We start from the raw sequence: 23,729 nt of genomic DNA, 5'->3' as shown, positions 1-23,729 counted from the left end.
GCGTGGCTGAAGTTGGCGGGACGCCAACCCATTCTGAGAGCAGGCCGAGGAAGCTCGACAGGAAACGATCAGGGCGCGTCAATCATCGACGAGGAGGACATGTCATCGGTCAGATCATCGACCAGAAGATGCTCTGAATCCCAATTCCCCGTGAGATAGGTCGCTCGACCCACGAGGTGCGACGACACGGGCGCGGTAATGACCTGCAGGACGAGGACTGCGACGGCGAGCACTGCCCAGCGCCAGTTATGTAATTCGACCGCCATGCCAACGCAGATGAACATCAGTCCGAGCAGCTGAGGTTTTGATGCCGCATGCATGCGCGTGAACAGATCCGGCATGTTGATCAGGCCGATCGCTGCAATCAATGTAAAGGCCACGCCGATAAAGACCAGGATGGCGCCGATCCATTCCATCACCATCAGTGTTCCTCCTGCGTGCCGTGTTCGGGGTCATGCACCAGTTCCAGGTCGTGCGCTGCGTCAACGGCTCCCGTCTGGCGGGCATCGTGCACGCTGCGCTGAGCGTCCTCAGTTTCTTCACGCTGAGCTTCTTCAGCCTGCCGCTCACGTTCAGCTACCTGCTCCTGGGCCTCTTCCTCACTCAGGATGCGCTGCTGGCTGCGGTCGATACGTGTGGCGAAGCGTGAGACCACGACGCCGGACATGAATGCGGTCAGCGCCAGAATGATGAGCAGGACGCTCAGGTCGTAGCGATGCCACCACACGATCATCACGGCGATCATCCCGATTCCCGCGGCCGTCAACACGTCGAATGCGACGGTTCGGTCCAGCAGACCGGGGCCTTTGGCAATGCGGATCGTGGCGAGTACTGCCGCGAGCACGGTCATAAGTCCTGTCAGGGCATGCAGGAGGTCAAGCGCTGAAAAGTCGCCGATCATTGATCCTCCTCACCGCGCGCGCCAGGTTCACCGGCAGTGTCCGAGGGATAAGCATCACCGGGCTCTTCGGCATTGCCCGAGGCATGGGCATCGCCAGGTTCACCGGCAGTGTCCGAGGCAAAAGCATCACCCAAGCCTTGACCCTCCCCAGACTTCGTCGTCTCTGTTACGTCCAGCCCACGCTCTTCTTCCGGCACGACCTTTGTCAGATCCACCATGCCGGAAATGTCTCCCTGCGTGGCATCGCGCAAAGCCTTCGCGTGATCAACAGTGTCTCGCACATCGTCGCCGTGATTCCTCTGCGTTCCTTCGCCGGATGCGGGTTCCTCATGATGGTCCTCGCCGGTGGGCGTCACCTCACGCAGCGGCGGCTGAGCCTGAGTCGTCTCAACTGTGTCTTCGACGGGAACGCACCTCTCCGAGGCAGTCGGAGATTTCTTGCTCCACGACCAAATCGGCTTCACCGGCAGGTCAATCCCCCACTGCTCCAGGTGCTCGCTGGCTGCAATGGCACGCAGCATGCGTGCTTCCTGAGCGCGAATCGACTCTTTGACCCCGTTGATACCGCCCTGAGCCGGAACGTCAAGCACATGCAGGTACAGCCCGGCTGAAAGCCTGTCCACGCGCAGCACGACGGTCCCTGGCACCAGTGACGTCATTGCCGACTGAATCGTCAGGTGTACCGGGTTCGATGATCGCAGATCGACTCGCACGATCGCATTGTCCACGCGCTTATTGAGCAGCACGACTTTTGACACCTGCAGCCCGGCCACGATGACATCGCGCGTGAAGGTCAGCAGCACCCACAGCACGTACAGCGGACGGATATGCCACAGGCGAGTGATGTGCGGCAGTGGGAACGCCACCTGGACGGCGAGGGCGACCAGCACACCTGAAATAATCGTCAACCAGTCAAAATGTCCAAAGATCAGGCACCATATGATCGTCAGCCACAGCGTCATCGCGATGGAGAGGCGCTTACCCAGAGGGGTGTGGCGTCGTGACACGTGCGGTTCCGGCCCGGCCGGGTTCGACGAGGTTAGTGAGACTGTCATGATCGCCTCCCATCCTGCGATGTACCACCCTGCCCACGCGTTTCGCCACTTTGGTTACCGGCATCTGACTGGCCGCTTTGACCCGATTGTGCATCGCGCCCGGACTGGGCCGAATCCGACTGAGAATCGTGATCCGACTGAGGCGCGTCGCCCTCGCCCTCACTTTGCTGATCTTCAATGGGTGAAGCCGTGGGGTCAGGTGAGGGAACGACCGGCGTGGTGCCGCCCGATTCCGTATCTGACGTGCCGCTACCGCGCCCGTCTCCTCCCAGAACGGCGTTGATGTAGGGCGTGCGTGCCAGCTGGTCGCGCGCGCCTTCTTCCACATAATTCCAGATCGGTCCGGACAGTGCGGCCATCGCGATTTGCACGCCGACAAGGACGGCCACGGTTGCCGACATCAGTCGTGAGGTTCCTCCAGACTTCGCTTCCGCTTCAGTCAGCGCGGATCGAGCCACTTCCTGAGAGTGCTGGAGGGAGCTGCGCATAGTGCGCTGGGCTCGGTCAAACTGGCGTGACAGGCGCGACGAGCTATTCGATGACATACCCGGAATGGGCAGAGAGGAAGCCAATGCGAGCGGCGCATCATCTTCTGTTTGCCAAAACGCCTGGTGCCACCATTTGATGACGACGTACAGCGTGAGGAACGAGGTGATGATGCCGCCTGCCAGCAGTGCCCATGCGCTGAACGTGCCCGCTTCGACAGATGCCTGCGCCAGGGCGAACTTCCCGATGAAACCGGTCAGGGGCGGAACACCCACCAGGTTGACACCGGCGATGAAGAACATGATCGACACGATGGGGGCGCTCCTGGCAAAACCGGACAGTTTGGCCAGCGATGTCGTTCCCGCTCGTCGTTCGATAAGACCAGCAATCAGGAACAGTGCCGTTTGCACCAGAATGTGGTGGGCTGCGTAGTAAATGACTGCCGCGACACCCACGCGCGAGGAGATCGCCAGGCCCCACATCATGAAGCCGATGTGCGAGACCAGCGTGAAGGACAGCAGACGTTTAATGTCATCCTGGGCAACAGCCCCCAGAATGCCGCCGATCATGGTCGCAATGCCGACGACTGTCAGTATCGGGGCGAAGCGATCACCGGGGAAAAGCAGGACTTCAAGCCTGATCAGCGCGTACACGCCTACCTTCGTCATCAAGCCGGCGAACACTGCCGTCACGGGCGCCGGTGCCGTCGGGTAGGAGTCAGGAAGCCAGGCCTGCAGTGGGAACAACGCTGCCTTGATGCCGAAGGCCACCAGCAGCAGCATGTGGATCATCGTGGCCACGTTCTGGTCAATCTCCGGTAGGCGCAGCGCCAGTTGCGCCATGTTGACCGTGCCGGTGGCAGCGTAGGTCAATGCGATGCCGGCCAGGAAAATCGACGATGACAGCAGGGAGACGACCACGTACACAGCGCCCGCACGCACTCGCCCTCGCGTGCCGCCCAACATGATCAGGACGAACGAGGCGGCCAGCAGGATCTCAAAACCCACGAACAGGTTGAACAGGTCACCGGTCAAAAATGCGTTGGCCACGCCTGCTGACAGAATCAGGAATGTCGGGAAGTAGATGGCGATCGGCATGTTCGGCTCGTCATCAGCCAGATTCTGAGCCAGGGAATAGACCAGAACGGCCAGCGTCACGATCTGAGAGACCACCAGGAACGCGCCGGAAACCCGGTCAACGACCAGCGTGATGCCGATGGGAGCGGCCCACGATCCCACGTCGAGGACGACGCGACCGGTGTGCGCCGCACCTGCCAGGACGACCGATGAAACGGTGGTCAGTGACAATGCGACCAAGGCGATGAGCTGTTGAATCTTCGGGTGCCGTGACAGCGCCAGCGCCAGTCCTGCGCTCAGCAATGGCAGTGCCACGGGAATGGGAACGAGCCAGTCCAGGGAGGTCATGGTCGGGCCTCCTTAGCGTCGTCAGCGTCATCAACGCCGTCAGCGTCGTCAGTGCCGTCCGCGTCATCCTCGTCAGATTGGGAATCCTCATCGTAGTTAATGTCTTCGTCCTCATCACCGGAGGAGGCCACATCCTGAGCCTCGGTAATTTCAGCTTCGGTGCGGCGCGCCAGCAGGCGGTCTTCCACATCATCGACCACTTCATCGTGTCCGAGCAGTCGCCAGGAGCGGTACGCCAGTGCCAGGCCGAAAGCGGTGGTGCCCAACGAGAGCACGATGGAGGTGAGGATCATTGCCTGCGGCAGTGGATCAGCCATTGCCGTCGGGTCTTCACTGCCCAGCAGGGGTGGGCGTCCGGCTGCTCCACCGCCGGACAAAATCAAGACATTCACGCCGTGTGTGATCAGGCTCAGGCCGATGAAGATACGTGACAGGGTGCGCTCAAGCAGCAAGTACACGCCCGTGGCCACCAGAACTCCGGCGATCACCAGCATCGTCAGGGAAGCAACGCTCATCAGTGTTTCCTCCCTGTCTTTTGCTGTGAAATCGGGGTCGGAGCCTGCTGATCGATTTCAGCACCGGCCGAGGCCACCAGGTCCAGCACTAGGCCGACCACCAGGATGTACACGCCGACATCCAGGATCATGGCGGTGGTGAAATGAATGTCGCCCAGCACGCCGACGTCAATGGTCAACGGCGTGGATTGGAGCACCGAGTTGCCATACAGCAATGGCATCAGCGCACCGCCGGCAGCCACGAACAGGCCCGTGCCCAGGACGCGGCCCGCTGGAATCGGGATCGCTTCAGCCAACTCATAACGCCCACCTGCCAGGTAGCGCAGGACAAAAGCCAGGCCTGCGACCACACCGCCAGAGAAGCCACCACCCGGATTATTGTGACCGATCAGCAGCAGCCACAACGACACGACAATCATGGTCGGGAACAGCAGGCGGGTCACTACTTCCAGAACAGTTGAGCGATCCTGGGAACGCAGGGCGGTTGCTGCAGGCAGGAAAGAGGTGGACTCCCTCGTCAAGTCACGCGGGGCACGCTCCACCCGTCCGACACGTGAGGACACGTAGATCAGCGAGGCGACACCTGTTGCCGTGACCAGCAGGACTGACAGCTCACCAACCGTGTCCCAAGCGCGGATATCCACCAGGATCACGTTGACGATGTTCTCGCCGTAGCCGAATTCGGAGGCCTCGTTAGGCATCAGCTCCGACACTGCGGAGTGGACGCGCGCAGACGAGGCATACAGCCCAACAAACACAGTGCCGATCCCCATGAGCAGGGCGACGATGAAACGCCACCAGCGTGAACGTACCAGCGGCCTGTCGGAGAAGAAGCGTGGGAGGCGGCGCAGCACGAGCACGAAAATCACCATCGACACCGATTCAACAACGATCTGCGTCAATGCCAGGTCAGGTGCGCCCTGCGATGCATACAGCACCGCCACACCCAGGCCCACACCACCAAGCGCGAAGACGGCACGCATGCGCCGCCTGGAGCGGGCGGTGAGCAGAGCACAGATGATGATGACAATACCGATGCCGACCTGCAGTATGGAGTCCCACGGACGGATGACGTAGGTGCTGGGTCGGAAGATCAACACCGCAGAGCCCACCCCGATCAACATTGTCACGACGATTGTCGACAGGTCCCAGGGCAGCGAACCGCGCTGGATAAGTCGCGTGACGCGTGTTGCGATGATTTCCAGTTCACGCACCGACCAGGAGTAGATGTAAATGGCGGACAGCGGGGAGCGTGGCTTGGGTGAGATCAGCCCACTCGAATATCCAAACGCTGCCAGCAGCGCGCCACCTGCGAAAATGGCGAGTGTGATCAGTGCCGGTTCCCAGCCCGACCACCAGGCCACGTGTACCGAGCCGTCCAGGTCATACGCCCCGTGTAGTCTGAGCACGTCTTCCAGCCCGGTCGGCGCCAGCCCGATCAGTGCGCCGAGGGAAAGCAGGCAAATCGGGATCAGCATCAACAACGGGACGGGTTTGACGCGCACCAGCTGACCGTTCGCATCGACCTCAGGGGCTGATTTCTGGGTCACAGCAGCTGATCCTTCGGTGTTTTTCTTCTGCTCGGTCGGGGTCAGTGTGCGCGTCCCGAATGCGCCCCACCATGCGCGCCATGAGTATGCGACAGTCAGCATCGATCCGATTGCGATCACGGCAAGAACAATGAGGTCAAATAGGGTTGGCCCCGAGTATGCGGCCTGCGCCCCCGTCCACGGCGCTGCAGAGCCTCTCAAAAGGGTGGAGATCATGGATTCTTTGCCGACATACCCCACTGTGATGGGAACACCCGCCATTGACAGGCATGCCAGCGCGGCAGCTACGGCAAGCACGGGAAGGCGTCGCGCCAGACCGGTCAGACGGCGAAGATCGCGCGTGCCGGTCGAGGATTCAACCGCACCGACTGTCAGGAACAGCGTGGATTTGAAGCACGAGTGTGCGATCAGCATGATCAGTCCCGCCACCATTGCGCCGTGACTGCCGAACCCGACTGTCGCTGTGATCAGCCCCAGTTGCGAGACGGTGCCGAATGCCAATACGAGTTTGAGGTCTGTTTGACGCAGTGCGCGCCACCCGCCCAGAACCATCGTGATCAGTCCAATAGTCACGATCAGCGGGGACCATAAAGCGATCTGGGTTGCGCCGGGTGTCAGGCGGGCAACCAGGTACACACCTGCTTTGACCATTGCCGCCGCGTGCAGGTATGCGGACACAGGTGTGGGTGCAGCCATCGCGCCGGGTAGCCAGAAGTGAGCAGGGAAGAGCGCGCTCTTTGTGGATGCGCCGAGCAGGACGAGGACAGCCGCGGTCGCCACAAGCGGCGATCCGGCATCCATCGTGCCGTCGGCCAGGTTCGCGGCCAGCTCGGACAGGCGGAAGGAGCCACCGGGAGCCAGGCCCCACATGACGAAGCCTGCGAACATGGCCAGTGAGCCTGATGTGGTGATCAGCAGTGCCTGCCGGGCTGCAGCTCGTGCGGGCCGGCGGTCAAAGTGGTGTCCGATCAGCAGGAATGACAAAAGCGATGTGGCTTCCCAGAAGGTGTATAGGCCCATCGTGTGATCAACGGTGACCACGCCGAGCATGGCTCCGGCAAAGCCGACAAAGACTGCTGCGAATCGCCCGCTTCCAACCGCTGAGTGCCCAAAATACCGTGACGAGTACAGCAGGACGAGGGCGCCCACGCCCCCCACGATCATCGTCATCAGCCACGACAGCATGTCCATGCGGAACCAGATGTCCAGATCCAGTCCCGGAACCCACATCACGTGTTCAGCTGGAATCGTGTCAGCATTGCCCGACAACACCTGGGAGGTATGGACCAGTGCCCACACGAATGCTGATCCTGGCACCAGGGCCAACAACATGAACGCAGTGCGATGCAATCGCCCGACAAGCCACGGCGCTACAATTGCCGCGCATATATGCGCGGCAAGCAGCGTAATCATTCAGGACCTCCGCAGCGGTCGTCGTTCTCAGCGGGCAGATGGGCGCCGTGCGCGGGGCAAGCACACAGGTACGTCCCGCATTTACGAACGGTCACTTCTAGGATAATGCACCTGCTGATAATCTGCGTGCCCTGTCCAAAAGGCCTCAGCCACGGGCAGAGCTGATCGGTCGCATGCGCGAGGGGCTCTGCGTGAGAGGATAATGAGACACATCAGGATCAACAGACCGATCATTCCAGGAGGAAAAAACTCACATGGCCTCTCCCGTCATCGTCACGGTTTCATGGGTTTTCGCCTGGCTGGTCACTCTGATTGCCCTGGTGTCGCTAGGCCGAGGCATCGCCCATCTGGTTCGCCAGTTCTCACAGGGCCAGCCGGATCACACGAGGATGCGTCCTGTCGGGAAACGCCTGTGGACGATGCTCTCCACGATCATCACGCACCGCGAGTTCACACACAAACCAATCGTGAAAGTCGCGCACTGGTTTGTCATGGTCTCCTTCCCCCTGCTTTTCCTGACCTTGATCAGTGGCTATGCGCATCTGCGCAACCCTCGCTGGTCGCTGCCGCTGATCGGCACGTGGGCGCCGTGGCAATGGCTCGTCGATATTTTTGCATGGGCCGGGTTGCTGGCGATCATCGTGTTGATGGTGATCCGTTACCGGAGCGAACACCGCCCCAAGCCGCTTCCGGCCGACACACCATTGCGTAAGCGCACGTCCCGTTTCTTCGGTTCGACCCGCTGGCAGGCCCTTTTCGTTGAATGGGTCATTGTCATCGTGTGCGGGTGCGTGGTGGTGTTGCGCGGATTGGAGGCCGCCCTCGTCGTTGCTGATGGAGGCGATGCGTCGTGGTGGCACTATCCGCTGACCGGTTGGATTGGATCGTTGGCGTCCTCGGCGGCTCCTTCCACGCTCGCCACGGCAATTGTGCTGGTCAGTCTGCTGAAGATTCTTGTGTCGATGCTGTGGATGATCGTGATCGGCGTGCAGACGTCAATGGGTGTGGCATGGCACCGCTTCCTCGCCATCATCAACCTGTATGCGCGGCGCAACGCCGACGGCGCGAAGTCACTGGGGCCGGCAGCACCGATGCTCGTTGATGGCGAGCCGCTCACTGACCTGGACCGCCTCGACGACCTGCCTGATGACGTGCCGCTCGGCGTGGGAACCGCGCTGGACCTGACGTGGAAGCAGCGTCTGGACCTGTATTCGTGTACCGAATGCGGCCGCTGCCAGGAATTGTGTCCGGCGTGGAACACGGAAAAACCGCTGTCGCCTAAGCTGCTCGTCCTGGCGTTGCGCGACCATGTGGAATCTGTTTCCCGCGTGGAACTGACCGACATGGACGTGCCTGAGGAGATTGATCCGGGCGAAGACAAGACCCTGATCGAAAAGGGCGTCCTTCCCTCCCCGCACACCAGCGACGTCCTGCATGCCTTGTCGTCCTCCGGTGCGACCGGTCCGCTTGGGGTGCGCGACACCGACGGGCCGCTCGTTCCCGACGTCATTGACGAGGGTGTCCTGTGGGACTGCACGATGTGTGGTGCGTGTGTGGATCAATGCCCGGTCGATATTGAACACGTTGACGACATCTTGAATCTGCGACGCCACCGGGTGTTGATGGAGTCAGCATTCCCACGCGACCTGGCGCGTCCGTTCCGCGGGATGGAAATGAAGGGGAATCCGTATAACCAGTCGGCTCGCAAGCGCATGGAGTGGGCGAAGAACCTGGACTTCGACGTGCCGGTGATTGGAGAGGATATTGACTCTGCCGATGACGTGGAGTACGTGCTGTGGGTCGGATGCGCGGGTGCGTACGATGATCGTGCGAAAAAGACCACTGCCGCGCTGGCGGAATTGCTGCACACCGCTGGCGTGACGTTCGGGGTGCTTGGATCGGCTGAGTCGTGTACTGGGGATCCGGCGCGCCGTGCGGGCAATGAAATCTTGTTCCAGATGCTGGCGAGCGCCGCCATTGACACGTTGAACGAGGCTCACGCGAGGAAGATTGTGGTGACGTGCGCTCACTGCTTCAACACGATTGCCGGAGAGTTCCCGCAGCTGGGCGGTACTTTCGAAGTGATCCACCATACGCAGTTGCTGAACCGTCTGGTGCGCGAGAACAGGCTCACTCCCCTGCCGCCCGCACCCGGCGAGCAGCATCAGACGATTACGTATCACGATCCATGCTTCCTGGGCAGGCACAACCGTATCTTTGAGGCGCCGCGCGATCTGCTGGGATCACTGCCGAGTGTGGACATGGTGGAGATGCCGCGCAATCGCGAGCGCGCACTGTGCTGTGGTGCAGGTGGCGCGCGGGCGTGGATGGAGGAAACACGTGGCACGCGCATTGCGGATAACCGCATGGATGAGGCGCGTGAAACCGGAGCACACGTCGTGGCAACTGCGTGCCCCTACTGCTCGCAGATGCTGGGATCGGCGCACGGTGAGAATATGCCTGAAGTCAAGGACGTTGCCGTGTTGCTGCTCGAGGGCGTCCACCGCCACCGCGATGCAGCCGGAGACGACGGCACCATCACCTAGCACCAGTGGAACAGGTCTGCAGATGTGTTAGTCGCCCTGGTCGCTCATGGCGACCAGGAAGTCATCCTCGTCAACCACGAAGCCACCCACTGCGGAGACGATCAATCCGGCGGCGCGCTCAATGTCGCGTGCCGAGCGTGCCCGCTCAAGCCTGGCTGTCCGGGTGAGCATATTCGTCGGCGCATGCACTTTCAGATCCGCATGGTTCAACCAGTGCAGCCTGTAGCAGATCACCGACTGTGATTCCCATATTTCCCAGCGCAGGACTCGAGGAATGTCGCGCGTGACGGTGACTTCGCAGGAAAACTCAGACCGGTTACCAGCCGGCGCGACCAGGCAGTAACCGTCAAGCACCTGGTCGCGGGTTGCCGCCTCGGCTCGGTCGCGTTTGAGTCTCTGAGCGATGTCTTCTCTCAATGCCGGCGTTGAGCTCTGGATCGCGCGCGCAGCTTCAATTTCACGCTGTGTCAGGCGGCGCTGCTGCCTGACACCCAATTCCCGCGAGTCAACCACCGTTGGGAAATCCCTGTGCAGCAGCTCCATCAGTTCATCGGGGTCCAGCCAGCGCCTCGAATACAGGGTCAGCCCCACTGCCGAATCCGGGTCAGGCTGAATGACATCACCGGACGTGTCGGTCGCGATGCGCAGCGCACCACCCAGGCGTCGAGCCATGCGATACAGGACCAGCAAGACTTTGTACTCCAGTCCTATCGGCATGCCGTCTGGGAATGCGCGCGCCCACCTGTCACGCTCTTTCATGTCCTCATCTGGAGCTTTCCCACGTGACGCGGGACAATTCAGGATCCACGCACGCGTCAGGTCCGCGCCCGATCCAAGCTCGGCGCGAGTCGCCGCATCCACGCTCCACGGGCCATTGAGCCGCGCGGACTGGCACAGCGTCAAGTTTCCTGCCCCGGCCCATCCGGCGTCATCCCACACAGAAATTGCCAGCGCTTCGAGTTCTTCGGGGTCGACCTCCGGGCTGAGCAACAGCACATGGTGCTCACGCGCACTGTCCACGTCGAGTGGGTGCGGGTCCTCCAGGCGTGTCAGCGGCGCACTGATCGGTGCTCCCGAGTCATCGCGGGCCGCGCGGCCCCCCTCGTCAATGCGGAACGAATCCGTCAAAACGTTCAGGCCGCTCAGCGCCGTCAATGACGTGTCAGCCAGAAGGCTGGGTGCCTCGCGCTGCGCGGCCCGTTCACTTTCGGTCGCGTCGGCAGCCTCCCCCTGCTGCTCTGCACGCTTTTCAACACGGCGGTCCGCCTGGGCGAAGCGGTCATGAATTGAAATGCGCGTGGGTCGGCCAGGCGCAGTGTTGTGCGACGAGGGTGCCTCTGCGCCACTGCCAGGTGATGACGTGTCAGTCATCAGCCCCACGCTCGATTCTGGTGCGGGTAAAGCGCACATGCGTGCGGGACGGGGTCGGCCCGCGTTGGCCCTGATAGTGGGAGCCGGCCGCGGCTGAACCATACGGGTTCTTCGCGGGCGACGACAGATCAAAGAAACACAACTGTCCGACCTTCATGCCGGGGTGCAGCAGAATCGGCATCGTCGCCGTGTTCGACAGCTCCAGGGTCACATGGCCACAAAATCCGGGGTCAATGAACCCTGCAGTCGAGTGCGTCAGCAATCCGAGCCGGCCCAGCGACGACTTGCCTTCCAGGCGCGCGGCGATGTCATCAGCCAGGGTGACCTGCTCGTAGGTGGCTCCCAGCACAAACTCGCCGGGATGCAGCACGAAGGGGTCGTCCGGTCCCACATCAATCAGGTGCGTCAGGTCAGACTGGTCGGCCGCCGGGTCGATCACCGAATAGCGGTGGTTGTTGAACAGGCGGAAGAGCCGGTCGAGGCGCACGTCGATACTGGCGGGCTGAATCATCGAGCGGTCGAGCGGGTCGAGATTGATCCGCCCCGAATCCAGGCTGGCAGCAATGTCACGGTCACTCAGGAGCATGTGTTGATTGTCCCACGTCGGCGCCCCAGCTCCAACTGAACGACAACTTGCCCGTAGGCTGTAGTCATGTTTGACGCGGTAACGACCTGGTACAGGCACAATCGGCGTGACCTTCCGATGCGTTCTGACCATGTCAGCCCGTGGGCCACCCTGGTTTTTGAAGTGATGAGCCAGCAGACCCCGATACCGCGGGTCCAGCCGATCTGGGAGCGGTGGATGGAACGCTGGCCCACGCCTGTTGATCTGGCCCGTGCCAGGCGCTCCGATGTTCTGGTGGCGTGGGACCACCTGGGCTACCCGTCGCGAGCCCTGCGTCTGCATGCATGCGCTCAGGTGATCGCCAACCGCCCCGGTTCGCGTGTACCGGCCGATATGGATGCTTTGCTGGAACTGCCGGGAATCGGTCCCTACACCGCTTCAGCTGTCGCATCCTTCTCGTTCCACCAACGTGTCCCTGTATTGGACACCAACATTCGTCGGGTCCTCACCCGCGTTTTTGACGGCCGCCAGTTCGCCCGAAAATCGGCTCCTTCACGGGCCGAACGTGAGCGCGCATGGTCATTGCTTCCGGACGAGGGCGACGCTTGCGCCTTGTGGAACGTGGCCATCATGGAGCTTGGCGCACTGGTGTGTACGCAGCGCGCACCGCTGTGCGATCAATGCCCGATCAGTGAGCGGTGCCGATGGCTTGCTGACGGTCAGCCTGCCGATGCGGTCAAACCGCGCGGCCAGGCGTGGGCGGGAACCGACCGTCAGGCTCGTGGCCGCGTCATGGCGCTGCTGCGTGATGCTCACGCTTCTTCAGCGGAGCGCGTCGGCCGCGATGCAGTCATTGAAGCGGCCACCTTGCCCGGCGCTCCAGCAGACCAGGCAGTGCAAGTGGTGGATGCCCTCGTCAATGACGGGTTGATCGAAGTGGATCGACGCGGAACGTATGGCCTGCCTGACTAGAGCGCTGACCGCCCATTAGAGGGCCGCATAAAGCCCGCTCTTGCGGTCAGGACGGCCTGCGCAGAAGGCAGTCCCTTGGTAGTTGATTAGTAGCGAATCGCGTCGATCGGACGCACCCGGATGGCTGCCACTGCCGGAATAATGCCGCACAGAGCGCCAACTGCAGATGCGATCCCGACGCCGGCGGCGGCCGCGGAAGTGGGGAACGCCGGTCGGTCCTGCAATATGATGTCCATTGACTCGAGCGGAATGAACTGCAGGATCACGATCGCAATGCCTACCCCGATTATGCCTGCAACAAAGGTCGCGACCACTGATTCCATGAACACGGCGAAGAAAACTCTGCCGGCCGAGGCACCCATTGCGCGTCGGATGCCGATTTCCCGGATACGTTGACGCACCGTCACGATCGCCACGTTCAGCAAGCCCAATGCGCCCAGGGAGATGACGATCGCGCCGATGATCATGACTATCAGGCGCAGCGTCTGAGTCTGATCCTGCACACTTTCGAACTGCTCGCCGCCACTCACATCCACGCGCCAGCCCTGACCCAGAATCGCACTCAGAGCCGCGGGCAGCTCGGTGCGTGCCTGGTCGACCTGATCTTCACCGCTCCACACCAGCATCGTCGGAAAACCTCCGATGCCTCCTGCCATTGTCGGGTCGGCCGTGTCCTGTGGTTTGGTCAGCTGCCAGGCGTCGTAGTGCATGTAGATGATGGGCTGATCCCAGGCGGATTTTGCCCTGACCACTCCGACTACACGCAGCTGCTGTGTCTGCTTGCCGGTCACGTTCAGCACAATCGGGTCAGCAATGTTGGGCTTGCCCAGGTATTCCCACAAAATACTGTTGATAACAACAGGGCTGACCCGCTGGTTGATGTCACTGTCCTGCAGCCAGCGTCCCTGCACCGGCTTCAGGCGGAACAGCACCTGATAATTCGGATCCACCGCCTGCAGTGCCAATCCTCCAAATCCGTATTTAGGCTCCACAACCGGAACCCCGCGGAACGACCCGGTTTGCTGGGCTCGATCGACTTCTTCGATCTGAATGGAGGAATCTTCCAGTCGTGACCAGTACGGAATTGAGAAGCGGTCCGCCAGCGTTTTCATGGCGGTAGACACCGGGTCGGCCACGATACCGGTCGCCTGAGCGGACCAGCCCATCTGGTCCTGGTCTTCCGGCTCAGTTGAATCCGGTACCGCGTCTTCGGCATACGCCACGGCGCCACCGCTTCCCACGACCATGCCGCCACCAGGTGGCGCGCCCGCAGTGTCGCCACCGCCGTCTCCGGTTTTTTGCGGCATGAGCCGCAGCGTAATATCCCGGCCGTCGAACGCTTCATTCATTTCCTTGTCCGCCTGTCCGACGATGTCACCCAACGCAATTACCGTTGACATGGCGGCAACAGCTGCCACGACACCCACCAGGGAGAGGATCACGCGCGCTTTCTGCACGCGCACCTCACCCCACGCCTCGACGAGCGCGCCCACAATCTGGCTCAGGATCCTCATGGCGTCACCTCATTTCCAAGGGGTTCCCCGTCCTCCGTGACGGTCACTTCCTCAATGGTGGCTGTGTCTGTTTCTTCGTCGCACAGTTCAGGCGCAGCCGAAGCCTCACCCTCGTTGCTCATTGGCATGTTCGAGGGCGACTGGGGTATTTGACCGCGCTCAGCATCCTGCGACATGACGGGCACCCCGTCTGAAACGGCGGCAACGGTGTGCTCAGACAAATCGTCAACATTGTGCAGGATGCCGTCGTAGAGGGAATACGCGCGGCTCGCTCGCGCCGCCACATTCATGTCGTGCGTAATGACGATCAGGGCGGCATTGTTTTCCGCAGCCACGTCTTCGAGCAGTTCCATAATGATGCGGCCGGTGTGCGGGTCCAGTGCGCCCGTCGGCTCGTCGGCCAGAATGACGCGCGGCGTGCGCACCAAAGCGCGCGCAATGGCGATACGTTGCTGCTCACCGCCCGACATCTGCGTGGGATAGGAGTCAAGGCGGTCGCCCAAGCCAACCCGCTCGAGCATGTCAGCCGCCAGGTTGCGACGGTTCCAGAACTGGCGGCCTGCCGCATACAGCAACGGGACTTCCACGTTCTGCAGCGCTGTTCGAGCATTGAAAATGTTGAACTGCTGAAAGACAAAGCCGAAGGACGATCCTCGAAGTGCTGATCGTTTCCCCTCGCCCAGGCCCGATGTATCAACACCGTCGATGCTGTAGGTCCCACTGGTCGGCTTGTCCAACAGTCCAATAATGTTGAGCAGCGTGGATTTGCCGGTTCCTGATCGCCCCACGATGGAGACGTGGTCGCCAGGCTCCACAGTCAGATTGACACCCCTGAGGATGTGGAGATCATCCCCATCGGGCAGCGTGACTGTCCGTGTGACGTCATGAATGTCGAGCAGTGCCACGTCAGCACCCTTCACCTGTCATCGGGTCACACATGTCCTGTTCCTGCTGCTGGCCTGGGATGAATTCGAGAACTTCCTGATCCTCGGTCAGGCCCTCGACGATCTGCACGCGTTTGCCGTCAGTGATTCCCAGCTTGACTTCCACCTTCGTCGGGTTCGCCGGATCATCTGTCGGCATGTAGACGTAGCCGTTCTGGAAGCGTCCCTCAACTGCGGTTGCCGGCAGCGTCATCACGTCAGCTGCTTCACCGGCAACCACATCCATCGTCACCTGCAGGCCGGCAAACACCTTCTGGTCACCGGGAATGGTGCACGTGGCGCGAATGCCTGACTGAGTTGAACCTGAATTGCCATCCATCTTGGGGACAGACCCGGAATCCTGTCCCGATGCCTTGGGCGTATCGATACGAAGCCCCGTGCATTCGAACGGTGCCGGACCGTTCTTGATCGTGATCGTCGCCTTTTCAGGTGTTTGCTGCATCCGGTACATCTGGTCGGGTGTGAGGCTCGCGCTGGCAACAAAGGTAGGCGGCTGAATGGAGCCGATCGGATCCCCCACGTTGAACTGCTGTTCAACCAGCGCATTCAAGGCGAGCGCACCGTCTGCCGGCGCATAGACCACTTCGCTCTTCCAATACTTTTCACCCGGGATGACGGTCGGATTGCCTTCTTCATCGACGCCCTGCTGGTCTTCACCCGTTTCTTCGCGTTGAATCAGCAGAATCGGATCGCCTTTGGCAACGTTTTGGCCATCTTGCACGTATACCTCAGTCACTTCGCCCATCATGGTGGCTTTCACCGGCGTGGCAGCGACCGGTTCGATCGTGCCTTCCAGCGACAGCGTGTTCGTGATCGTGCCCTTTTCGGGCAGAACTGTCATCTGCCCGTATTGCGCGCCAGGATCCAGCGCGTCACCCTCGGGCTTGTTGGCCGAGGGGAAGAATGCGAACTTCACGAATGCGACGGCGATTACCACCCACGCCAGGACTTTGATGATTGAAAGCACCAACGCGCCTTTGGACCGGCCTGCCATATATCCTCCTTGAGACTTGGCACGTCAGCCCCGGCTCAAGATCCCCGTGGCGTTGGTGCGCATTATGACGAAACTGAGTGTAGAACGCGCGGAGGATCACCCTCGAACATTCTGCGACCCCCCGCCCAAAATCAGGGTTTTTTCAGGGACGGCTCAGGGATGAGGTGACGCCACGGTCACACACAGCGTCCGTGAGCGGTCGCGCCCGGCGACCTCGTACCCACCTGCACCCGCGCGCACCCGTCGCGGAAAATTCGTCAACTTTTTATTTTCAACTTGCCGTGCCGAGGGCGCCCGGCAGTGTAGTCTGAAACGAAGCGGCATTGAGTTCCCACTCATTCCACGGTGGGGGCTTGCCGGAGACGCCCTCGAACATGCGACAACTGGATACAAGACCTCCTGTGCTAGGAAGTCGTCAGGAATGGGCCTGAGTGATTTCAACGATGAGGTGACTATGACTAATCAGCAGAAAGTGAAGGCGGCGGTTTATCTTCACGCTGTCTTGCGAAATATTGAGCAGCTGTGCGAGCTCGACTCGCGCGCACGCTCCATCGTGGCGAACTCTGATACGAGTGTCGATTTCCACATCCCCGGTATTCAACCACTGACTTTGATCTTCGACCACGGATCCTGCACCGCAACGACCAAGCCGAAAACAAAGCCGACAATTTCGCTGGTGTTTGCATCATCCAAGCACTTCAACGGCATGATTGACGGGAAAGCGAACCCGATCCCCATCAAGGGCTTCACTCATATCAAGTTCCTGACGGACGAGTTCATGCAGATCACCGATCGGCTCACGGAGTTCCTGCGCCCCACACCCGAAGCTCTCAAGGACCCGGAATTCTCACGAATTTCAACGATCCTGACGGCCAACGTCGCCTTCTCAGCGCTCGGCCCGATCGCCCGATACGACGATCACGGTAAGAAGAACGCGGGGCGCATCCCCGATGGCAACATTCTGGTCCACGTTGAGGACGGCCCCGAACTGACGATCCATGCCGAGGGTGGCGCGCTGAGCTTGAGCCAGGGTCGGATCCGCCCCATCAGCGCACTGATGTCGTTCGATTCGATTGAGACAGCTCAGGGCATTTTGAGCGGTGAGCTCGACTCATTTGCGTGCCTGGGGAAGAGTCGCCTGAAGATTCGAGGGCGAATCGCCATGATCGACAATCTCAACAAGCTGCTGGGCCAAGTCCAGACATATCTGGCGTAGGAGGAGCACCCGATGAACACATATGAATACCCCAAGAGCCACGAGCTGTTCGACCGCGCCACAAAGGTGATTCCCGCCGGCATCTACGGACACCTCGGTCCTTCCGAAGGTTGCTTCATTCCGATCGAGGACTACCCGTTCTACGCTGATCATGCCCAGGATTCCTACATCTGGGACGTGGACGGGAACCGCTTCATTGACTACATGTGTGCGTACGGCCCCAACGTACTGGGCTACAACCATCCAAAAGTCAACGAAGCCTTCATCAAGCAGCTTGAGCAGGGCAATTGCACAACGCTTCCGACCACCCGCATGATCGAACTTGCTGAACTGCTGGTCGATGAGGTCGCCAGCGCCGACTGGGCGTTCTTCGCCAAGAACGGTGGCGACGTGACGAATATGGCGGTCCTGACCGCGCGCGCCGCAACCGGGCGTGACAAGATCATCCGCTTCTTCGGTGGCTACCACGGCGTGGCGCAGTGGATGCAGTACGTTGGGTACGCCGGCATCACCGACGCTGACCTCGCCAACGTCATTGACCTGCCGTTCAACGATATCGACGCCCTCGAAAAGACGATCGCGAAGTATCCGAACCAGATCGCCGGCATCATTTCCACGCCGTACTATCACCCTACGTTCGTGGACAATGAGCTTCCGGCACCGGGATACTGGCAGAAAGTTCGCGAGCTGTGCGACAAGCACGGCATCGTGCTGATTATCGACGACGTGCGATGCGGTTTCCGCCTGGATGAGCGAGGCAGTGACTATCACTACGGTTTCAAGGCTGATCTGATTTGCTTCTGCAAGGCTCTGGCCAACGGGTTCAACATTTCCGCGCTGTGTGGATCTGACGAGCTTAAAGCCGCAGCTTCCTCCGTGTTCTACACAGGCAGCTACTGGTTGTCGGCAGCACCGATGGCTGCTGCGATCGAATGCCTGACAATCATGAAGGAAATCGACGGTGCCACGGTCATGAAAGATAAAGGTCGCAAGTTGACCGAAGGCTTAAAGAAGGTCGCTGAGGAAGAAGGCTACAAACTGGTCGTGACCGGTGAGCCGTCCATGTGGTTCATGCGCCTGGATAATGACCCATCGTCAATGCTGCACCAGGCGTTCGTCGGCAACTGCGTCAAACGCGGAGTCTTCTTCACCAACCACCACAACCACTTCATCAACTGCTCACTGACCGATGAGGACATTGAGTTCACGTGGGACGTTGCAAGAGAAGCATTCAAGGAACTGCATACCCAGGAAGATGAGTTGATCCTGTAGGCAAGCCCATCGGCGCGGACAGGCGCGGCCCGCCTGGCCATGCAGCCAGCACCCGCCCACCTGTCCGCACCGGCGGCCTGTCTTCAGAAACACCTGATCTTCACCCGTTTACCTGCACGTCTGAGGCAGGCGTGCAGACTGACAGCACATATGAGAAAAGTAGTAAAGGAGCTACGATGCCCGTATCACTAGACGAGCTCAAGCGACTCGAGGATAAAGCAAATTTCCTGCGTCACGATATCGTCGATACCGTTTACCACGCGCACTCCGGCCACCTCGGCGGCGCACTCTCCATGATCGATGCAGTCACAGTGTTGTATTACCACGTGATGAACATTGATCCGAAGAATGCCAAGTGGGAGGATCGTGACCGTTTCGTCATGTCGAAGGGGCACGCAGGAATCGGATTCGTCACGGTTCTGGCCGACCTGGGATTCGTTGACCACGACGAGCTGAAGACCTTCAACCTGACAGGATCAAAACTCGGCATCCACCTGGACTGCAACAAGGTCAACGGCCTGGATGCCTCCACCGGATCGCTCGGCCACGGCCTGTCGATCGCGCTGGGTATGGGTCTGGCGGCAACGCAGCTCAAGAAAGATTTCATGACCTACTGCATGCTCGGTGACGGCGAATGCAACGAGGGGTCGATCTGGGAAGCCGCAATGGCGATCGCCAACTACAACGCGCACAACGTTGTCGTGATGGTGGACCGCAACAAGGCCATGATTGACGGCCCGACCGAGGACGTCATGAAGCTCGAGCCCTTTGCCGACAAGTGGACAGCCTTCGGTTTCAACACACTGAGCATTGATGGTCACGATCACGCAGCCATCATCGACGCCCTCGAAACGGCGAAGAACACAACAGACAAGCCCACCTGCATCGTGCTGAACACGGTGAAAGGCCAGGGTGTTGATTTCGCTGCCGGTGACTACAAGTGGCACTACGGCGCAATCAACGACGAGCTGCGCGATCAGGCGTTCGCCAGCCTCGACAAGTATCACGCCGAACGTCTAGCCAAGTTGGAGGAGAAGTAAGATGGCAGGCCTTGTTTACACCAGTATTGACACCACGAAACTGTCAACCGCTGAAGTTTACGGCGCGATGCTGTCCAAACTTGGCGAAGACGATCCCAGGATTGTTGTTCTGACCGCTGATCTGGCCAAATCCACCAAGATCGGCACGTTCATGGAATCATTCCCAGATCGCTTCTACAACCTGGGCATCGCTGAGCAGAACATGTACGGCGTGGCGGCCGGCATGGCGAGCTGCGGACTGATTCCGTTCACATCCTCGTTCGCGATCTTCAACTCGTGCCGCGCCCTTGACCAGGTGCACACCGATATCTGCTATCAGAACCTCAACGTCAAGATGATTGGCTCCCACGCGGGCACCTCGTTCGGCCAGGCCGGTTCCACGCACCACTCGATCGAGGACATCGCGATCATGAGGTCGCTGGCGAACCTGACCGTGCTGGTACCTGCTGACGGTATGGAGACTGCGAACGCAGTCAAGGCCGCTTACGAGATGGAAGGCCCGGTCTACATCCGCATCAACCGCGGATTCGACCAGATCGTGTACCGCGAGGCAGACTACGGCTACGAGATCGGCAAGGCTGTTCAGCTTGCCGACGGCTCCGACGCGACGATCATTGCGTGTGGCTGCACAGTCTTCTCTGCGGTTCAAGCAGCCCGCGAACTGGCCGCTGACGGCGTGAAGGTGCGCGTGTTGGACATGCACACGATCAAGCCGCTGGACGAGGAAGCGGTACGCAAGGCCGTTCACGACACTCGACGCATCATCACCGTGGAAGATCACTCGATCATCGGCGGTCTGGGCGGCGCGGTCTCGGAAGTCATCGCATCTGCCGGTATGGGCTGCGCGTTCAAGCGTCTGGGAATTCCAGACCAGTTCTCCCCCATTGGCCTGCAGGAAGACCTGATGGCCTACCACGGTATCGATACTGCCGGCGTCGTCACGGCGGTCCATGAACTGCTCAAGATGGACTTCGAAGAAGACGACGACTGGGCGGATGAGATTTAGGGCGACACTCCATGGATAAAGAAGCTATTTACACTGCGAAGATCTTCCTGAACAGTGCGATCCCCTTGCTGAAAGTCATCATCGAGGAGACCTCGCTGCACAAGATGTTCGCCAAAAAGACCGGTATCGTCCAGTTTTCCTTCCCGCACGAGGGCGACAAGTGGGCCACTCACCTCGTTTTCGACGAGGGTGACATCTCGGTGAAGCTTGGACCCAGTGAAGACGAACCGACTGTGGAGTTGGCGTTCAACGATATCGATCACTTCAACGCCTTCTTCAAAGGCACGTCGATGAAGTTACCGCAGTTCCGTCACGTGCATCACCTGAACTGGGTTGTTCCCGTAGTCATGGGGTTGCTCAAGATGCAGAAACTGCTCAGCGCTTCGGAGCCGCCGGCTGATGAGGAAACCAAGGCACTGATGGTCAAGCTCATGTTCTACCTGCTGCCGTCGGGTATCAGCCAGCTCAATAAGGCTGGACACCCGGAGGTGGCGAAATGGGCGAAGATGTCACCTGACCGTGTCTACGCCCTGGTGGTAGATGGCCGCGATGATCTGGCTGGCTACATCCGTGTCAAGGCGGGCAAGACCCGTTCTGCGCGCGGCGCATACAAGCGGTCGCAGCCCTTCTTCACGATGCGCTTCACCGACCTGGATGCGGCGCTCGGCGTGTTGTTGCAGACAGCGGACATGTTGGCGTTGACTGCACAGAAGCGTCTGATCATGGAAGGTGCGCCGGAGTTCGGTGCTCAGATCGGTGATTTCATGATGCTGGTCGGGCAGTACGCCCAAAAGTAGCCGCACGCTCAGGCTCGGCTGAGCAGCTGCTCTGTCCAGTCGAGACGGGCCCGTCAATAAGCTGTAGCCCGGCCGGGCTGCTCCCAACGCCTGAGTTGCACGAGGTGCCGGTGTTCGGATCATTCCGAACGCCGGCACCACTGCGTTGAGACCGCTTATCTGTTCATGTGACGCGCACGAGGCTCCAGATCGAAGCCGTTTTATGCACGAAGCCCTAGATTCAAGCCCTCGTAGTGCACATTCCCCTAGAATTAAACCCTCGTAGTGCACATTCCCCTAGATTAACCGCGCTGCCCGCCGCCCGCGATCACACACACCCTCTCTGACCTGCAGGTTTGCAAATCGTCTCATGAGAACTCCGTTCTTTTCTAGGGGTATGTGCACGCAGGGCGCTTAGATCTAGGGGATTGTGCACGTGGGCCTCTTAAATCTAGGGGCATGTGCGCGCGGTGCCTTGAGATGTTGGCGGTCGTTCGCGCAGTGCGTTGAGATTCATGGGGGCGCGTGCGCGAGCCTCGAAAATCTGGGTGCTCGTGCAGGCACAGTCGCTTAGGCGAGGCCTTCGTGCGAGCCGACCCGGCATGATCTATTACGTGTTCGTCCACACTCATACATAGAAAGGGGCGGGTGTGCGGACGCTTCTGCGCCCGCACACCCGCCCGGCTGGAACCGTGAAGGTGGAATCCTCTTACGCTCCGACGATCTCCTCCGCGCTGGCACATTCCATGTCGAATGCCTCGGCAACGCCGGGGAAGGTGATCTTCCCGTCGAAGGTGTTCAGACCCTGACGCAGCGCCACATCATCGGCCAGAGCCTTCTTCCATCCCTTGTCCGCAATCGCATGGATATAGGGCAAGGTGGCGTTGGTCAGTGCCTGCGTCGAAGACACCGGGACAGTGCCCGGCATGTTCGTCACACAGTAGAACGTGGTGTCGTGCACCCTGAAGGTGGGCTCCTCATGAGTGGTGGGGTGTGAATCCTCGAAACAGCCACCCTGGTCAATGGCGATATCAACCAGAACAGATCCCGGCTGCATTGATGCAACCATCTCATTGGTCACTAGCTTGGGAGCTTTCGAACCTGGGATCAGAACCGAGCCGACCACCACGTCGGACTTCTTGATCAGGCGCGAAATTTCCAGCGGCGTGGAATAACGCGTGCACACGCGCCCTTCCCAGTGGTTCGTGATCCGGCGCAGCTTGTCGATATTGTTGTCGACAACCGTGACATCCGCGCCCAGTCCCACTGCGCCCGCAGCGGCGTTGATTCCGGCGGTGCCGCCACCGATGACCAGTACGTGTGCATCTTCCACGCCGGTCACTCCGCCCATCAGGACGCCTTTGCCCCCATGCGGCTTCTGAAGGAAATACGAGCCGACCTGGGGCGCCAACCGCCCAGCGATCTCTGACATCGGAATCAGCAGCGGCAAACGGCCGTCAGGCAAACGCACCGTCTCGTACGCAATGCCAACCGCTTTAGCTCCCAGCAGCGCATCCGTGCCGGGCTTGTCCGCAGCCAGGTGTAGATAGGTGAAAACGATCTGGCCTTCACGGATATGACCGTACTCAGATTCGATCGGTTCTTTGACTTTCACGATCATGTCGGACTGTGCCCACACCTCGTCGGCACCGTCAACGATGGTGGCGCCCACCGCGGCATAATCCTCATCGGAAATTGCAGATCCGACACCCGCGCCCGCCTGAACCAGGACTTCGTGGCCGCCGTGCACAAGTGCAGAGACGCCACTCGGGGTCATTGAAACTCGGAACTCGTTGTTCTTCGCTTCGGTTGGAATTCCTACGCGCATTGAAACCTCCCTTGTGTGTTAACCCAGTATCTTTTTGAGGAATGAGAAGGACTTGGAATCATAGGGGTGGTGCCGCACCGGAATGTCGAAGCACCAGCTCTTATGCAGCACCGTTCGCTCGTGGCTCAGGGTTTTGAAGCCCGAGGCCCCGTGGTAGTTGCCCATGCCGGAGTTCCCGACGCCGCCAAAGGGCGCTTTTGTTGAGGACATGTGCAGCAACGTGTCATTGATGCACACGCCGCCGCTGGATATCGCCTCGACAACGCGCTGAGCAAAGCGCTTCTTCCTGGTGAAGATATACAGCGCCAAAGGCTTGTCGCGATCCTGGTAGTCCGTCAGCA

The 23,729-nt window shown here is 60.2% G+C and carries 20 protein-coding genes; 7 read left to right on the top strand and 13 right to left on the bottom strand.

Translation table 11 applies throughout. The annotated features are described in order from the left end of the window. Window positions 1–68: 68 nt before the first annotated feature. Genes mnhG through AC1DA5_RS05825 form a run of 6 tightly spaced genes read right to left on the bottom strand, consistent with a single transcriptional unit; the run spans window position 69 to window position 7,344 of the window. Window positions 69–422, bottom strand: a complete 354-nt coding sequence (gene mnhG / locus AC1DA5_RS05850; RefSeq protein WP_058237344.1) for a monovalent cation/H(+) antiporter subunit G — start codon at window positions 420–422, stop codon at window positions 69–71. Further along, window positions 422–901 (bottom strand): MrpF/PhaF family protein, encoded by a 480-nt coding sequence (locus AC1DA5_RS05845; RefSeq protein ID WP_070727812.1) that lies wholly within the window; start codon window positions 899–901, stop codon window positions 422–424. The genes mnhG and AC1DA5_RS05845 overlap by 1 nt, the downstream gene beginning before the upstream one ends. Continuing rightward, entirely contained in the window at window positions 898–1,956 is a 1,059-nt protein-coding gene (locus AC1DA5_RS05840; RefSeq protein ID WP_480289540.1) for a Na+/H+ antiporter subunit E, read from the bottom strand. Before AC1DA5_RS05840 ends, AC1DA5_RS05845 begins: the two co-directional genes overlap by 4 nt. Continuing rightward, window positions 1,953–3,866: a Na+/H+ antiporter subunit D gene (locus AC1DA5_RS05835; protein ID WP_480289538.1), complete on the bottom strand. Its 1,914-nt coding sequence runs from the start codon at window positions 3,864–3,866 to the stop codon at window positions 1,953–1,955. Before AC1DA5_RS05835 ends, AC1DA5_RS05840 begins: the two co-directional genes overlap by 4 nt. Beyond that, a complete protein-coding gene (locus AC1DA5_RS05830) occupies window positions 3,863–4,381 on the bottom strand; it encodes a Na(+)/H(+) antiporter subunit C (protein WP_480289536.1) in 519 nt (172 codons plus the stop codon). Before AC1DA5_RS05830 ends, AC1DA5_RS05835 begins: the two co-directional genes overlap by 4 nt. Then, window positions 4,381–7,344, bottom strand: coding sequence for a Na+/H+ antiporter subunit A (locus AC1DA5_RS05825; protein ID WP_480289535.1), 2,964 nt, complete (start codon window positions 7,342–7,344; stop codon window positions 4,381–4,383). The genes AC1DA5_RS05830 and AC1DA5_RS05825 overlap by 1 nt, the downstream gene beginning before the upstream one ends. A gap of 254 nt (window positions 7,345–7,598) precedes the next feature. Between AC1DA5_RS05825 and AC1DA5_RS05820 the strand changes: the two genes are divergently transcribed. Then, complete coding sequence (locus tag AC1DA5_RS05820; protein WP_070727827.1) at window positions 7,599–9,890, top strand: (Fe-S)-binding protein; 2,292 nt, start codon at window positions 7,599–7,601, stop codon at window positions 9,888–9,890. Window positions 9,891–9,917: 27 nt separating this feature from the next. On the opposite strand, the gene AC1DA5_RS05815 is transcribed toward AC1DA5_RS05820, so the two are convergent. Together AC1DA5_RS05815 and dcd are read right to left on the bottom strand one after the other, a co-directional pair. Next, on the bottom strand, window positions 9,918–11,261 hold the full coding sequence (locus AC1DA5_RS05815) for a PRTRC system protein E (protein WP_480289532.1): 1,344 nt from the start codon (window positions 11,259–11,261) through the stop codon (window positions 9,918–9,920). Beyond that, window positions 11,254–11,847 (bottom strand): dCTP deaminase, encoded by a 594-nt coding sequence (gene dcd, locus AC1DA5_RS05810; protein ID WP_058237351.1) that lies wholly within the window; start codon window positions 11,845–11,847, stop codon window positions 11,254–11,256. Before dcd ends, AC1DA5_RS05815 begins: the two co-directional genes overlap by 8 nt. 66 nt (window positions 11,848–11,913) lie before the next feature. Between dcd and AC1DA5_RS05805 the strand changes: the two genes are divergently transcribed. Beyond that, window positions 11,914–12,798 (top strand): HhH-GPD family protein, encoded by an 885-nt coding sequence (locus AC1DA5_RS05805; protein WP_070727830.1) that lies wholly within the window; start codon window positions 11,914–11,916, stop codon window positions 12,796–12,798. 86 nt (window positions 12,799–12,884) lie between these two features. On the opposite strand, the gene AC1DA5_RS05800 is transcribed toward AC1DA5_RS05805, so the two are convergent. The 3 genes from AC1DA5_RS05800 to AC1DA5_RS05790 are packed head-to-tail and all read right to left on the bottom strand — an operon-like array spanning window position 12,885 to window position 16,250. Beyond that, entirely contained in the window at window positions 12,885–14,312 is a 1,428-nt protein-coding gene (locus AC1DA5_RS05800; protein WP_480289530.1) for an ABC transporter permease, read from the bottom strand. Further along, window positions 14,309–15,217 (bottom strand): ABC transporter ATP-binding protein, encoded by a 909-nt coding sequence (locus tag AC1DA5_RS05795; RefSeq protein WP_480289528.1) that lies wholly within the window; start codon window positions 15,215–15,217, stop codon window positions 14,309–14,311. The genes AC1DA5_RS05800 and AC1DA5_RS05795 overlap by 4 nt, the downstream gene beginning before the upstream one ends. 1 nt (window position 15,218) lies before the next feature. After that, window positions 15,219–16,250 carry an efflux RND transporter periplasmic adaptor subunit gene (locus AC1DA5_RS05790; RefSeq protein ID WP_092648870.1) on the bottom strand — a complete coding sequence of 344 codons (1,032 nt, stop codon included), beginning with the start codon at window positions 16,248–16,250 and terminating at the stop codon, window positions 15,219–15,221. 454 nt (window positions 16,251–16,704) lie between these two features. Between AC1DA5_RS05790 and AC1DA5_RS05785 the strand changes: the two genes are divergently transcribed. From AC1DA5_RS05785 to AC1DA5_RS05765, 5 genes are all read left to right on the top strand, one after another. Then, the gene (locus tag AC1DA5_RS05785; RefSeq protein WP_480289527.1) at window positions 16,705–17,466 is read left to right on the top strand and encodes a hypothetical protein; all 762 of its coding nucleotides are present in this window, start codon (window positions 16,705–16,707) and stop codon (window positions 17,464–17,466) included. Between the two features lie 12 nt (window positions 17,467–17,478). Further along, the gene (locus AC1DA5_RS05780; RefSeq protein ID WP_070727842.1) at window positions 17,479–18,738 is read left to right on the top strand and encodes an aspartate aminotransferase family protein; all 1,260 of its coding nucleotides are present in this window, start codon (window positions 17,479–17,481) and stop codon (window positions 18,736–18,738) included. A 176-nt stretch (window positions 18,739–18,914) separates the two neighbouring features. Beyond that, a complete protein-coding gene (locus AC1DA5_RS05775) occupies window positions 18,915–19,778 on the top strand; it encodes a transketolase (RefSeq protein ID WP_058237357.1) in 864 nt (287 codons plus the stop codon). Between the two features lies 1 nt (window position 19,779). Beyond that, window positions 19,780–20,784 (top strand): transketolase family protein, encoded by a 1,005-nt coding sequence (locus AC1DA5_RS05770; protein WP_058237358.1) that lies wholly within the window; start codon window positions 19,780–19,782, stop codon window positions 20,782–20,784. A gap of 11 nt (window positions 20,785–20,795) precedes the next feature. After that, window positions 20,796–21,581 (top strand): hypothetical protein, encoded by a 786-nt coding sequence (locus tag AC1DA5_RS05765; RefSeq protein ID WP_070727851.1) that lies wholly within the window; start codon window positions 20,796–20,798, stop codon window positions 21,579–21,581. A 688-nt stretch (window positions 21,582–22,269) separates the two neighbouring features. On the opposite strand, the gene ald is transcribed toward AC1DA5_RS05765, so the two are convergent. After that, a complete protein-coding gene (ald, locus tag AC1DA5_RS05760) occupies window positions 22,270–23,388 on the bottom strand; it encodes an alanine dehydrogenase (RefSeq protein ID WP_285016310.1) in 1,119 nt (372 codons plus the stop codon). An 18-nt stretch (window positions 23,389–23,406) separates the two neighbouring features. Continuing rightward, window positions 23,407–23,729: aldehyde dehydrogenase family protein (locus AC1DA5_RS05755; RefSeq protein ID WP_480289525.1), on the bottom strand; the 323-nt coding region annotated here is incomplete at its 5' end.

This window comes from Pauljensenia sp. C0254C2 (genome assembly GCF_056583835.1).
Note: the sequence above shows the minus strand (reverse complement) of the source record. Positions and strands in the feature narration are given on the sequence as shown.